General features: G+C 47.2%; 10 protein-coding genes and 1 pseudogene. 9 read left to right on the forward strand and 2 right to left on the reverse strand.

Annotated elements, in window-relative coordinates; all coding sequences use genetic code 11:
* A partial coding sequence (locus KVT36_RS30940; RefSeq protein ID WP_217607293.1) for an acetyl-CoA C-acyltransferase occupies nt 1-842 on the forward strand: 842 nt, incomplete at its 5' end.
* Nucleotides 843-1415: 573 nt separating this feature from the next.
* Here the strand turns inward: KVT36_RS30940 and KVT36_RS30945 are convergent.
* On the reverse strand, nt 1416-1997 hold the full coding sequence (locus KVT36_RS30945; RefSeq protein WP_238386724.1) for an RNA polymerase sigma factor: 582 nt from the start codon (nt 1995-1997) through the stop codon (nt 1416-1418).
* Nucleotides 1998-2676: 679 nt separating this feature from the next.
* On the opposite strand from KVT36_RS30945, the gene uvrA reads away from it, so the two are divergent.
* The 3 genes from uvrA to KVT36_RS30960 all read left to right on the forward strand — a co-directional run bounded on the left by uvrA (nt 2677) and on the right by KVT36_RS30960 (nt 8148).
* On the forward strand, nt 2677-5493 hold the full coding sequence (gene uvrA / locus KVT36_RS30950; protein WP_217607294.1) for an excinuclease ABC subunit UvrA: 2817 nt from the start codon (nt 2677-2679) through the stop codon (nt 5491-5493).
* A 183-nt stretch (nt 5494-5676) separates the two neighbouring features.
* On the forward strand, nt 5677-7110 hold the full coding sequence (locus KVT36_RS30955) for an MBOAT family protein (protein ID WP_217607295.1): 1434 nt from the start codon (nt 5677-5679) through the stop codon (nt 7108-7110).
* Between the two features lie 3 nt (nt 7111-7113).
* Nucleotides 7114-8148 carry a hypothetical protein gene (locus KVT36_RS30960; protein ID WP_217607296.1) on the forward strand — a complete coding sequence of 345 codons (1035 nt, stop codon included), beginning with the start codon at nt 7114-7116 and terminating at the stop codon, nt 8146-8148.
* Between the two features lie 162 nt (nt 8149-8310).
* On the opposite strand, the gene KVT36_RS30965 is transcribed toward KVT36_RS30960, so the two are convergent.
* Entirely contained in the window at nt 8311-8751 is a 441-nt protein-coding gene (locus KVT36_RS30965) for a DUF4293 domain-containing protein (protein WP_217607297.1), read from the reverse strand.
* A 146-nt stretch (nt 8752-8897) separates the two neighbouring features.
* On the opposite strand from KVT36_RS30965, the gene KVT36_RS30970 reads away from it, so the two are divergent.
* From KVT36_RS30970 to KVT36_RS30990, 5 genes and pseudogenes are all read left to right on the forward strand, one after another.
* The gene (locus KVT36_RS30970) at nt 8898-11207 is read left to right on the forward strand and encodes an NADP-dependent malic enzyme (protein ID WP_217607298.1); all 2310 of its coding nucleotides are present in this window, start codon (nt 8898-8900) and stop codon (nt 11205-11207) included.
* A gap of 85 nt (nt 11208-11292) precedes the next feature.
* Nucleotides 11293-12324, forward strand: a complete 1032-nt coding sequence (locus tag KVT36_RS30975) for a hypothetical protein (RefSeq protein WP_217607299.1) — start codon at nt 11293-11295, stop codon at nt 12322-12324.
* Nucleotides 12325-12398: 74 nt separating this feature from the next.
* A complete protein-coding gene (locus KVT36_RS30980) occupies nt 12399-13142 on the forward strand; it encodes an ABC transporter permease (RefSeq protein ID WP_217607300.1) in 744 nt (247 codons plus the stop codon).
* Nucleotides 13143-13169: 27 nt separating this feature from the next.
* Entirely contained in the window at nt 13170-13985 is an 816-nt protein-coding gene (locus KVT36_RS30985; RefSeq protein ID WP_217607301.1) for an ABC transporter ATP-binding protein, read from the forward strand.
* Nucleotides 13986-14158: 173 nt separating this feature from the next.
* Nucleotides 14159-14447 (forward strand): annotated as a pseudogene (locus KVT36_RS30990) (succinate--CoA ligase subunit alpha); the annotation flags it as partial.

A 14447-nucleotide genomic window follows, 5' to 3' on the forward strand; every position in this document is an offset into this window, starting at 1 on the left:
TGACCCGCGCACCTTTTGTAATGGCCAAGGCAGACGGGCCCTTTAGCCGTAGCGCCGAAGTACATGACAGCACTATTGGCTGGCGCTTTACCAATAAAAAGCTGGCGGAGATGTATTACCCCTATTCTATGGGGGAAACTGCGGAGAATGTAGCCCGGCAATGGAACATTAGCCGGGAGGAGCAGGACCTGTTTGCCTTTAACAGCCAGCAAAAATATAAAGAGGCCTTTACTGCCGGCAGGTGGGAGGCGGAGATCATTCCCGTAGAGATCACGCCCAATAAGGAGGAGCGCGTAGTATTCTCCAAAGACGAACCGCCCCGGGAAACCTTCCTGGAAAAGCTGGCCGCCCTGAAACCTGCGTTTGCAAAAGATGGTACGGTAACAGCAGGTAACTCGTCCGGTATTAACGACGGCGCTTCTATGGTGATGATCGTTTCGGAAAGCGCCTTAAAGCGTTTCGGGCTCACACCCATCGCGCAAATAAAGGCCATGGCCATTGCAGGGGTAGACCCTTCCATTATGGGCATTGGCCCGGTACCGGCTACTACCAAAGCTTTGCAGCGTGCCGGTTTAACAGCAGGCCAGCTGGACCTGGCAGAATTGAATGAAGCATTTGCCTCCCAGTCCCTGGCCTGTATCCGCGATCTGGGCCTGGACCCTGCAAAGGTGAATGTGAACGGTGGCTCTATCGCCATCGGGCATCCGCTGGGCTGCAGTGGCGCACGTATTACCACTACCTTGTTACATGAGCTGAAACGCAGGCCGGCAGCACGTTATGGCCTGGCCACTATGTGTGTAGGGGTAGGGCAGGGAGCAGCAGTGGTGTATGAGAGATGTTAATCAGAGATGTTAGCTGTTAGCAGTTAACACTATGAGGACGTAGGGCAGGAAAGATCAGGACTGCGATGGTGGAGATAAGAGGTAGCCGCTGACGCAAGTAATTAAAGTTGCAATGGTGGTTGATGAAAAGAGATGTGATGATTGTATTGATAACGATACAAATAATTGAGTTGTAATGCAATTGATGAAGTGCGGTTGCCAGAATTGCGTAAAGCAGGCAGCAGGTGCAAGTAATGAAAGTTGCAATAGTGATTGGCGAAAGTATATATCAGATAAATGTGCACGACAGGCGCAGGTGCAATGAATTAAGTTGCAATTGTAATTGAAGTGTACCTGATATGATTAGGTAGAATAAAGGCATGCAAAATGTAATTGCTGACAGGCGACATAACTAAAAAAACAAAACTCCTGAAAAGCCCATAGGGGCCACATAAACCAGGCCGCAACCGCTAAAGGCAGCTAACAGCTAATAGCCAATTGCTAACAGCCAACTAAAAAGCTGCCCCTCCTAAAAATGAACGAGCGGTCGGACTTTCGCCGGCCGCCCGTTGATGGCAAGCAAAAAAGGGATTATTACAAACAAATCTGCTTCTCCGTCATCATCTTCCGGAGATTGATCAGACCGTAACGCATACGGCCTAATGCGGTATTGATGCTCACTTGCGTGAGGTCTGCAATTTCTTTGAAACTTAATTCAGCGTAGTGCCGCAGGATAATTACCTCCCGTTGTTCTTCCGGCAGCATATCCAGCATTTTACGTACCCGGTCATGGCTCTGGCGTGTGATCATCTTGTCCTCTGCACAGCTGTCGCTGAAGCCCAGCACATTAAAGATGTCTTTATCATCGCCGGTCTTAATAACAGGGGTACGTTTAATCTTCCGGAAATGGTCTACACACAGGTTGTGTGCAATACGCATAGCCCAGGGAAGGAACTTACCTTTCTCCGTATAACGTTCCGCGCGGATCGTGTCAATAATCTTAATAAAGGTATCCTGGAAAATGTCTTCAGCTAGGAAGGGATCTTTTACGAGTAATACGATTGAAGTAAACAGCTTATCCTTATGCCGTTGCACTAATTCCTCCAATGCAGAGGTGTGCCCCTTTTTGAAAAGGGTAATCAATTGTTCATCGCTTAATTTATACATTACTTGCATAAACTTTCTACTAATAGACGGGTGAGTAAATAATACGGACCTAACAGTCTGTAGGTGTTTGTTTGAGTAGAGTTTATGCTATAATTTGGATGTTTTTTTTGGTTAAAATTCGCTGTTCTGTTCTAAGGGTATAGGTGATCGTCTGGATGCAAATATAATTGAATAGTTTATAAAAACAACTTCTCCAAAATAAATTTCGCCGGGAATTCATCGACACATTTAACCCGCTGTATTTGCCTGCCAGCAACGGTTAGCCCTGCCCCGCCCCGGCTAAAAAGCGTAACTCCAACATTATCAGCTTTATTCGTTCCTGCTACCCCGCTGTCCGCGCTCATTTGCGGCTATACGAATAATATCTAATATGGGGAATTGTACCCCATATTCGTAAAGCCGGCAACCGCAATTCAGAAGGTATGTTAGTATATACGTCAGGAGGGCAGTAAAAGTTTAGAAAATCCAAAAACGGATGCTAGGCAGGGCAAGGCTGTGGTATCTGTTTCCTTAACTTTCACCAGAAAATCTTACTTTCGGAGATACATTTGGCGGGACCCTTTTTCACAGAACCGTTTCCCCATCTGTAACGGATACATTGCTTAATAAAAATCGACAGTGAGCCTGGTCCCTGAACCGTGGACCTATTCAGATTGTCAACTTTTTCGTGGAAATTTGCCCAATAATCATGGCTACAAAAGTTAAGAAACAGGAAGCAGTAATTGATGATCAGTCAGTTAGCACACAAGATCATATTTTCATAAAAGGCGCCCGGGTACATAATCTCAAAAATGTAAGCGTAGCTATTCCCCGCAGTAAGCTGGTAGTAGTAACCGGGGTATCAGGGTCCGGTAAGTCGTCCCTGACTATGGACACCCTGTATGCAGAAGGGCAGCGCCGTTATGCGGAAAGCCTCAGCTCCTACGCCCGGCAGTTCCTGATGCGTATGAACAAACCGGATGTGGACTATATCAAAGGGATCTGTCCGGCCATTGCTATTGAACAAAAGGTGATCACCCGCACGCCCCGCAGTACCGTGGGATCTATGACGGAGATCTATGATTACCTGCGTTTGTTGTTTGCACGTATTGGTAAAACATATTCGCCCGTATCCGGCCAGCTGGTTAAAAAGCATGAGGTGAGCGATGTGGTGGACTTCATTACCAAGCTGCCTGCGGGGGCTAAAGTACAGATCCTGGTACCTTTCCGGCGGCATGCCAAACGTGATGTAAAGGAGGAGCTGAACATCCTGATGCAGAAAGGTTTTTCCCGCCTGTATATGAGTGGTAACGACGGCGGGCAAATGCAGCGTATTGAAGAGCTGCTGGAAGAAAAGAAACCCGCTATCAACGAAAATACCTATGTGCTGATAGACCGCGTGGTGGCAAAGGATTTTGATGAAGATGATAAACACCGCCTTGCAGACAGTGTGCAAACAGCATTCTATGAAAGTGAAGGCGATTGCCTGATAGAGATCGATGGCAGCCGGCAGCAGCATTTCTCCAGCCGTTTTGAGCTGGATGGTGTGCAGTTTGAAGAGCCGGTGCCCAACCTGTTCTCCTTTAACAACCCTTACGGCGCCTGCCCGGTATGTGAAGGTTTTGGCCAGGTGCTGGGAATAGACCCCGACCTGGTAATACCGGATAAACGCTTAAGCGTGTATGAAGGCGGCATTGCGCCCTGGCGCGGAGAGAAGATGGGTGAGTATAAAGAAACGCTCATTAAAGCATCCCGTAAATTCAACTTCCCCGTACATAAGCCTATTGCAGAACTGTCTGATGAGCAGCAAAAGTTGCTGTGGAGCGGTAACGAACATTTTTACGGCATCAACGAGTTCTTTAAAATGGTGGAGCAAAACCTGTACAAGGTGCAATACCGTGTGCTGCAGGCACGCTACCGGGGCCGTACCGTATGCCATGAATGTGGCGGCGGCAGGCTGCGTAAAGAAGCGCTGTATGTGAAAATAGGCGGTAAAAATATTGCGGACCTGGTAGATATGCCGGTAACGGATCTGAAACAGTGGTTTGATGAGCTGGCCCTCAGCGAGTACGATCAGCAGGTGGCCAAACGTATCCTGATAGAAGTGCACCACCGCATTAAAACCTTGCTGGATGTAGGTTTGGGCTACCTTACCATGAACCGCGTAGCCAATACGCTCAGTGGCGGGGAAAGCCAGCGTATACAGCTTACCCGCTCCCTGGGCAGTAACCTTACCAACTCATTATACATACTGGATGAACCCAGTATTGGCCTGCATGCCCGCGATACGCACCGCCTGATAGGCGTGCTGAAAGAGCTGCGTAACCTGGGTAATACCGTGGTGGTAGTGGAGCATGATGAGCAGATGATGGAGGAAGCGGATTACATTATAGATATGGGACCGCTGGCCAGCCACCTGGGTGGGGAAGTGATCTTTGCCGGCGATTATCCCACTATGCTGAAAGATCCCAACAGCCTTACCGGTAAATACCTGAGCGGCGCCCTTACCATAGATCCGCCCACGCATGTGCGTAAATGGAAAAAAGCCATTACCCTGGAAGGCTGCCGGCAGCATAACCTCAAGAATATTTCCGTAGACTTTCCCTTGCAGGTGTTATGTGTGGTGAGCGGCGTAAGCGGCTCCGGTAAAACCACCCTGGTAAAGCAGATCCTGTACCCGGCCCTTATGAAGCTGAAAGGCGAGTTTGCAGAAAGGGTAGGGCAGCACCGGGCCTTAAAAGGCGCGGTAGATGATGTTACGCAGATAGAGATGATAGATCAGAACCCGATCGGTAAATCATCCCGCTCTAACCCGGTTACCTATATAAAAGCGTATGATGAGATCCGCGACCTGTTCTCCAAACAGCCGCTGAGCAAAATGCGCGGTTTCCAGGCCAAACATTTTTCCTTTAATGTAGATGGCGGCCGTTGTGACGCCTGTAAGGGAGAAGGAGAGGTGATTGTAGAAATGCAGTTCCTGGCAGATGTGCACCTGACCTGTGAAAGCTGCGGTGGTAAACGTTTTAAAGATGAAGTGCTGGAAGTGAACTATAAAGGCAAAAGCATTTATGATGTGCTGGAAATGGGAGTAGATGAAGCGCTGGACTTTTTTAAAGAGGAAAAAGATGTGTGCAACAAAATACGCCCCTTAAGCGATGTGGGTTTGGGATATGTGAAGCTGGGCCAAAGCAGCGATACCCTGAGCGGCGGCGAAGCGCAGCGTGTAAAGCTGGCATCCTTCCTGGGTAAAGGCCGTGCACAGGGGCATATCCTTTTCATTTTTGATGAACCCACTACAGGCCTGCATTTCCACGACATTAAAAAACTGCTGAATTCATTTAATGCCCTCATTGACCAGGGCCATACTGTATTGGTGATAGAACATAACCTGGATGTGATACGCAGTGCCGACTGGTTAATAGACCTGGGGCCGGAAGGTGGCGCGGGCGGCGGTAACCTGCTGTATACCGGGGTACCTACGGGATTAAAGAAAGTAAAGGAAAGTTATACGGGTAAATACCTGTAATAACTAATATAAGTATTACTTAAATGAGCACACCAAATGGTGTGCTTTTTTATTGCAACGGCGCACCAGTAGCGCTTATTGTGTTATTAAAAATGAGCCCGCTGATGTATATTTGATATAGTTCGTGAGAAGAAAAACCATAGTATAATATTACACCTGCCATATACTTTATAATCGAACTGTATGTTATTTAACTCTATTGATTTTGCCATCTTTTTACCGATAGTATTAGGGCTCTATTGGCTGGCTAACAACAAACTGAAACTGCAAAACATCCTGCTGCTGGTTGCCAGCTATTTCTTTTATGCCTGCTGGGATTGGCGGTTTATGTTCCTGCTCATTTTCTCTACGCTGCTGGATTATTATACAGGATTAAAAATGTCGGATACCAACAGCGCCGGCGTGAAAAAATTCTGGTTCTGGTTAAGTATTTCTGTGAACCTGGGTTTCCTGGGCGTATTCAAGTACTATAACTTTTTTGTAACCTCTTTTGCAGATGGGCTCTCACAATTAGGGCTACACGTAAATCCATGGACTATAAAGATCATACTGCCCATTGGCATTTCGTTCTACACCTTCCATGGCCTCTCTTACGTGATAGATATTTATAAGAACCGCATAAAGGCAGAGAAGAATTTTATTGACTATGCCTTGTTCGTGAGCTTCTTTCCCTTGCTGGTGGCGGGTCCTATTGAAAGAGCTACACACCTGCTGCCACAGATCCAGCGGGAGCGGCATTTCAATTACGCCAAAGCAGTAGATGGTTTGCGGCAGATCTTGTGGGGGCTTTTTAAGAAAATTGTAATTGCAGATAACTGTGCGGAATACGCTAACCAGATCTTCAACCATTCAGCCACCTACTCCGGCAGCACGCTGGTGCTGGGGGCGTTGTTCTTCACCTTCCAGATCTATGCTGACTTTTCCGGTTATTCGGATATAGCCCTGGGTACAGCCAGGCTGTTTGGCATAGAGCTGTTAAGGAACTTTGCTTACCCGTATTTCTCCCGCGATATTGCGGAGTTCTGGCGGCGCTGGCATATTTCCCTTTCCAGCTGGTTCAGGGATTACCTGTACATACCGCTGGGCGGCAGCCGTGGCGGCACCTGGATGAAGGTGCGTAATACCTTTATTATTTTTATTGTAAGTGGTTTCTGGCACGGCGCAGCATGGACGTTTATTGTATGGGGCGCATTAAATGCCGTGTACTTTTTACCGCTGCTGCTTACCAACAATAACCGTAATAATCTTGAAACCGTAGCACAGGGTAAAACCTTCCCTACGTTCCGGGAATTTTTCAGCATCCTGCTCACATTCGGGTTAACGGTGCTGGCCTGGATCTTTTTCCGCGCGGCAGATATACACCATGCCATCAGCTACATTGCAGGCATCTTTAAACCATCATTGTTTAGCATACCGGAGGTAAAACCGCTCACCGTTATACTGCTGGTAATACTGTTCATATTAATTGAATGGAGGGGCCGGGAGCAGCCGTATGCAATTGCCGATTTTGGCCTGCAGTGGAAAAAACCATTGCGGTATGCCTTATACTATACCATCATTTTTGCTATCATCTGGTTTGGTGGTAAGGAACAAGAATTTATTTATTTTCAGTTTTAGGTTATGCGCAAGTTCATTGTAAGAATATTTTCCTTCAGCATTATTCCTTTTATCCTGGTACTGGTGCCAACGCTGCTGTATATGAAAAGGGATGTGTATGCTGATTTTAAACAGTATAATAATTACTCCTGGAAATACTCTTTTCAGCAGCTGGGGGACTTGTCTACCAAAAAGCTGCTGAAGGCGCCTAACACCAAGTATAACTCTTTCATTTTTGGCAGCAGCCGTACCACCGGTATATATGCCTGTTACCTGCAGCAAAAAATTCCCAATGCACATTTTTTCCATTACGCCAACTGGAATGAAAGTATTGGCGGTATAGATGAAAAGCTAAAGCTGCTGGATACGTTGGGATATAACATCAGCAACGTGGTTATATACCTGGATACGGATGACACTTTTGAAAATGACGGCGCCTGCCACCCCTCAGACCATTACCTGCTAACCCGGAAGAGTGAAAAGGATTATATGCTCAGCCATTATAAGAGCTTTTTTTCCTCTCTGAATGCAGATAAGATAAAGATCCTTTGCGGTATGCCGGTAAGCGGCGGTATATACCCCAACTGGGAATCAGACCCGGTGACCAATGATTGCAAGCACTTTTGTACAGACAGTATTATTGCTACTTATGGCGATGTGCTGCACGATGAAAAGTTCATGCATAAAATGGATTCGCTGAAAGCAAACGGGTTCTTATATAAAAGAAGCACTACGCAGCAGTACAGGCCGCAGCAGATCTCAGCAGGGGAAGAGCGGATGCTGTTAAACATGAAAAACATCTTTGAAAAACATAATACCAGCTACTATATTGTAATAACGCCTTTGTATGACCAGGAGAAATTTGCCCCGGCGGATATGGCCATTCTGCAGCGCTGTTTTGGCAGCCGCCTGTATGATTTTTCAGGTATCAACGCTATTACGAATAATGTATACAACTACCCGGACCGCAAACATTTTCAGCCGTATATTTCAAAAATGATCCTGGATTCTGTTATCACGGATAACAGCAGCGCGCGGGTGCAAATGACCAAAAGATAACAAACAGTTAAAGTGTTATAAAATGTAAAATCATAAATGTAAAATTTCAAACGTAAAAGTAAAATGCCGCGATACCGGGTACAGACCCATGCTCGCGGCATTTTACTTTTACATTTATGATTTAAGATTTTACATTTTACATTCTTTTGGCTTGCTGGTGGCTTATCGCAGCCGGTCCAGGGATTTGATCAGCTTTTCATCCTTATAAATACCCCGGGCGGCCAGGAACAGGAATATTAATATCAGCACCGGTAAAAAGGCGCCGGGTAAATAGGTAGCGGAAATAATGCTTACGCCGGAGCTTACCAGCGTATTGGCATGGTCCTGTACTTTAAAATATTGCAGGATAATAGCAGCAATAGCAAAAAGTATATTGATCACCGTTAGGCGGAACTGCAGTTTACGGTTCTTGTACAGGAAAATACAGATCAGGGCCAGCAGTACAATAAGCATATAAAGAACAAATACCAGGAAGCTGGATTGGGCGTTAAAATAACTTTCAGTGTTATTGCTGAGCTTAGCCTTCCATAAGTTCAAAAACCAGGTAGCAGTGCCGGCGCCGGCGGCCAGCAACAGGTATAGACTTTGAATGCGTTGTATCATGATATTTGCCAGTGTTTTAACTGCGTAAATGTAATAATTTATGCTTAAACAGCAGTGCCTTCCTGTGTCATACAACCATTGGGTCATTTAGCCATAGGCCAATACTTTGTATATTGCAGCCCCGAACGGTCTTTTATAATTTATTTATGGCGAGAAAAAAACTGAATAAGCAGGATGCGCTGGACTACCATGCATTAGGCAGGCCAGGCAAAATTGAGGTAATACCTACAAAAAACACCAAAACACAATGGGACCTTTCACTGGCTTACTCTCCCGGGGTAGCAGAGCCCTGCAAGGAAATTCATAACGACGTGGAAAATGTATACAAATACACGGCTAAAAGTAACCTGGTAGCGGTTATAAGCAATGGTACAGCTGTGCTGGGCCTGGGCGATATTGGCCCGGAAGCCAGCAAACCCGTTATGGAAGGCAAGGGGGTGTTATTCAAAATATTTGCGGATATAGATGTATTTGATATTGAGCTGAATGCCCGCGGGGTAGATGAGTTTGTGCAGGTGGTAAAAGCGCTGGAGCCTACATTTGGCGGCATTAACCTGGAGGATATTAAAAGCCCCGAATGTTTTGCCATTGAGGAGCGCCTGAAAAAAGAGCTGAAGATCCCCATTATGCACGATGATCAGCATGGCACCGCCATTATATCCAGCGCGGCCCTGCTGAATGCGCTGGAGCTGGTGAAAAAGAAAATAGAAAAGGTAAAGTTTGTAATAAACGGCGCCGGCGCAGCCGCCATGGCCTGCGTAAAGCTGTACGTAGCCCTGGGCGCCAAACCGGAGAACTTTATCATGTTCGATAAGAACGGCGTTATAACCAAACAGCGTACAGACCTTACTGAGATGCACCTGCAGTTTGCCACCACCTCCAAAGTAACTGAGCTGGCAGCCGCTATGAAAGGCGCCGATGTATTTGTGGGCCTGTCTGTAGGTAATGTAGTAACCCCGGAAATGGTAAAAAGCATGGCCAAGCAGCCCATTGTATTTGCCATGGCCAACCCGGACCCTGAAATAGCCTACGAGCTGGCTATACAGGCCCGGCCGGACATTATTTTTGCAACCGGCCGCTTCGATTATCCCAACCAGGTAAATATCGTGCTGGGTTTCCCCTACATTTCCCGGGGTGCGCTGGATGTAAGGGCCACACAGATCAACGAGGCCATGAAGCTGGCAGCAGTACATGCCCTGGCAGAGCTGGCCAAGGAGCCTGTACCGGATATGGTGAACCTGGCTTATAATGAACGCAGCATATTTTTTGGTCCTACCTATATTATTCCCAAACCGCTTGACCCGCGCCTGCTCAGCATGGTAGCGCCTGCGGTGGCCCGCGCCGCCATGGAAAGCGGGGTGGCCCAGAAAGCCATTACCAACTGGGAAGCTTACCGGGATGAGCTGAACCACCGCCTGGGGCTGGATAATCACCTGTTCCGCGTAATTGGTACCAAAGCCCGCCAGGATCCGCGCAAGGTGGTATTTGCGGAAGCAGATAACCTGAAAGTGCTGAAAGCCGCACAGGTAGTGCGGGATGAGGGAATAGCCTACCCCATGTTGCTGGGTAATGAAGCCCGCATCCGCCGCCTGGCAGAGGAAAATGGTATTGAAATAGATGATACGGTGATCATTGACCCTAAGAGCGATGAAATGCAGGAAAAGCGCCACCGCTTTGGGGAGCTGTTCTTTGCAAAGCGGCAGCGTAAAGGATTTAATAAGTATGAGGCCAATAAGATCATGCGGGAACGTAACTATTTTGGCTGTATGCTGGTGGAAACCGGCGAGGCCGATGCCCTTATTTCCGGCCTTACCCGCAAGTACCCGGATACTATACGCCCGGCGTTACATGTAATAGGTATGGAAGAAGGCGCCAAACGCGTGGCCGGTATGTACATCATTAATACCAAACGCGGCCCGCTGTTCCTGGCCGATACCACGGTGAACTTTAACCCCACCTCCGAAGAGCTGGCAGAGATCACCATAATGGTGGCCAAGGAAGTGCGCCTGTTCAATATTGAACCGCGTATAGCCATGGTCTCTTATTCCAACTTTGGATCCAGCCCCACGCCGGAAGCGCAAATGGTAAGCAAGGCCCGGGAGCTGGTAAAGAAAATGGACCCTACCCTGATAGTAGATGGGGAAATACAGGCCGCTATGGCCTTTAACCAGGAAATTTTAAAAGATAGTTATCCTTTTTCCGAGCTGATAGGGGAGGACGTGAACACCCTCATTTTCCCGAACCTGAGCGCCGGTAATATTGCCTATAACCTGCTGCAGGAAGTAGCCGGCTTTGATGCCATAGGCCCCGTGCTGCTGGGTATGAAAAAGCCCGTGCATATATTACAGTTAGGCAGCACCGTACGGCAAATTGTGAACATGGTGAATATTGCCGTGGTAGATGCCCAGCATAAATGCTGCAAGGAAGTGGAGGACCCGAAGAAAAAGAAGAAATAATTTGCTAATATGCTGATGTGCTAATGTGCTGGTGTATTTGTATTAATTTACACACCAGCACATTAGCATATTAGCACATCAGCACATGCAACATATTTCCCGCAAAAAAATATTCTTTCCGCTCAACCAGGCATTCAGAAGATACCTGAAGCTGTATGAAAGGGAATTGCAGCTGCCGGTATCCTATGAGGAGCTGCGGTATTATGAAAGCAGTATACCGGTATATGATAAAAGCGGGAAAGATACTTTATGGGAAACTGTACTGTACCCGCAAAGCATGGTAGGGCAGCTGCACGCAGGGCTGAAACGCATTTACTCCTATCTGAAAGCCGGCGGCGACCAGGCTGCTGAAGAGCACCTGCACATAGAGCGTATTGACTACTGCACCTTTGGTAACTCGCACCCTTTCCGTATTAAGATCGTCAATAATTATAACGAGGTGTACGACTATTTCTATATTAAAATAGCCGATGCCTCCCGTATTTACGGCCTGGAGCTGGAACACATTCTTTCCCCGTACTGGATGAACTTTCTGGTAGATGGGAATACCCTGGTGGAAGAGCATATTGCCGGCGTGCCGGGCGACCAGTTTATTCTGCATTACCTGCAGCGGCCTGAATTTAACCCCAAACGTATAGCCAAGGAGTTTGTAAAGTTCAATGAGCGCTGTTTTGTGCGCCTGCTGGGCGATATGCGCTCTTACAACTTTGTATTTGATATTACACCGGATTTTGATGATGTGCAGTTCCGCATACGCGCTATTGATTTTGACCAGCAGTTCTATGAAGGCAAGCGCACCCTGTACATGCCCCAGTTCTTTAAGGAAAATCGTGTGTTTGTGGACCTGGCTATAAAACACCTGAATGCAGAAGTGGTGAAACAATACCAGCAGGAGGAGCGGGCGCTGATTGCCCGCCGTATTAAGGTACAGCGCCACCGTATTAAAGACCTGCGTGATGTTATTATGACGGACCATGTATCTTTCCCCGAGAAAATTCAGCAGCTGGGCGATGAGCTGGCCCAGTATTATGAAGATCCCGTATTTGCCAAAAGCAAAACCATGGGCGAGATCATTGAACGGAGCCTGAAGCGGCTGCTGGTACAAAGCCTGAGGTAGCAGCCATTAGCTTTTGGCTATTAGCTATTAGCTAACAGTCATTCTCATTACTATTTTACTATCTTTGAAAATCTATGGAATTTAGATTCTTTTACCATTTTGGAGCTTATTTGCTGATGCTGAAGGGAATGTTCTCCAAACCGGAGAATCCGAAAATGTACTGGAAGCAGCTGATGCAGCAGAGCGTGGATATAGGCATTGGCTCATTAGGTATTGTATTCATCATTTCCCTGTTCATGGGAGGGGTTACCACCCTGCAAACCGCTTACCAGCTGGTAAGTCCCATTATTCCCAAAGCCACCATAGCCCAGATTGTAAGAGATACCATTATCCTGGAATTTGCGCCTACCCTCACCAGCATAGTGCTGGCCGGTGTGGTAGGGTCTAAAATAGCATCAGAGCTGGGTAACATGCGTATTTCCGAACAGATAGATGCGCTGGAGATCATGGGTATTAATACCAGGGGATACCTGGTGATGCCTAAGATCCTGGGCGCCCTGTTAACCATTCCCTGTTTGGTGGTCATTGCCGGTTTCCTGGGTATCTGGGGTGGCAAAATGGCCGGTGAGATGGCCGGTATTATTTCCAATGATGAATTTATACAGGGCCTGCGCCAGGAGCTGAAGATCTATAACATCTTTTTTGCCCTCAGCAAATCGTACACCTTTGCGTTTATCATATCCAGCGTATCCGCCTACTACGGCTACAATGTACAGGGGGGCGCGCTGGAAATAGGTAAGGCCAGCACTACGGCCGTAGTGGTAAGCTGTGTGCTGATATTATTTTCGGATTATGCGTTATCGGCAATATTGCTGTAAATAGTCCATGGACCGACGAATGAAACTATGATCGAACTAAGAGATATTAAAAAAGGATTTGGTGATAAGGAGATACTGAAAGGCGTGTCCGCTACCATGGAATCCGGTAAGGTGAACCTGATCATTGGCTCCAGCGGCAGCGGTAAAACGGTGATGATGAAGTGCATAGTAGGCCTGATGACGGTGAACAGCGGTACTATCCTGTACAATGACCAGGATTTTACTGCAATGGACGAGCACGAAAAAAAAGCCATCCGCCAGGAAATAGGAATGCTGTTCCAGGGATCGGCCCTGTTTGACAGTATGACGGTGGAGCAGAATGTGATGTTCCCCCTGGATATGTTTGGTAAAGGCAGCTACAAGGAAAAAAAGAAGCGGGTAATGGAATGCCTGGACCGGGTGAACCTGAAAGACGCCGCCAAACGTTTTCCCGCTGAAATAAGCGGGGGTATGAAAAAAAGGGTGGGCATTGCCCGGGCTATTGTGCTGAACCCCAAATACCTGTTCTGTGATGAACCCAACTCCGGCCTGGACCCGCAGACTTCCCTGCTCATAGATAAGCTGATCAAAGAGCTGACCCTTGAATATACCATCACTACCGTGATCAATACCCATGATATGAACACCGTAATGGAAAGCGGGGACCATATCATTTACATGTACCAGGGCGTAAAACAGTGGGAAGGCAGCAATGAGGAGATCATTTTCTCAAAAGACGAGAAGCTGAACGACTTTATTTTTGCCTCCGAATTTCTCCGGGATGCCAAGGAAATGCGGCAAATGGAAATGTTCCGGGATAAGAACTGGCGCGAGCGCCTCCCGGGCGACAAACCGGGGAAATAGCGGCAGCCAGACAGCCCTGCTACAGCCAAATTAAGCTGCGCCGGAACAGCCTACCGGGAACTACCTACTGCCAACTTGCTATCTGAAAGGTTTGGTATTTGGCTTTGGTAGTTTTATTTTTGCCCCCTGAAAAGGATTTAACTAATAATAGTATAACTAATAAACCAAGCGTAATGAGTGTTTTACTTAATAAGCAGAGCAAGGTAATAGTGCAGGGATTTACCGGTACAGAAGGTACTTTCCATGCTACGCAGATGATAGAATATGGAACCCAGGTAGTAGGTGGCGTAACACCCGGTAAAGGAGGCTCCACCCACCTGGAGCGCCCGGTATTTAATACGGTGAAAGATGCGGTAAAAGCCACCGGGGCTGATGTATCTATCATATTTGTACCCCCTGCTTTTGCTGCAGATGCTATTAAGGAAGCTGGTGAAGCGGGCAATGCGCAGGTAGTATGTATAA

Origin of the sequence: Chitinophaga sp. GbtcB8 (assembly GCF_019091455.1) — a bacterium.
Lineage (GTDB): Bacteria > Bacteroidota > Bacteroidia > Chitinophagales > Chitinophagaceae > Chitinophaga.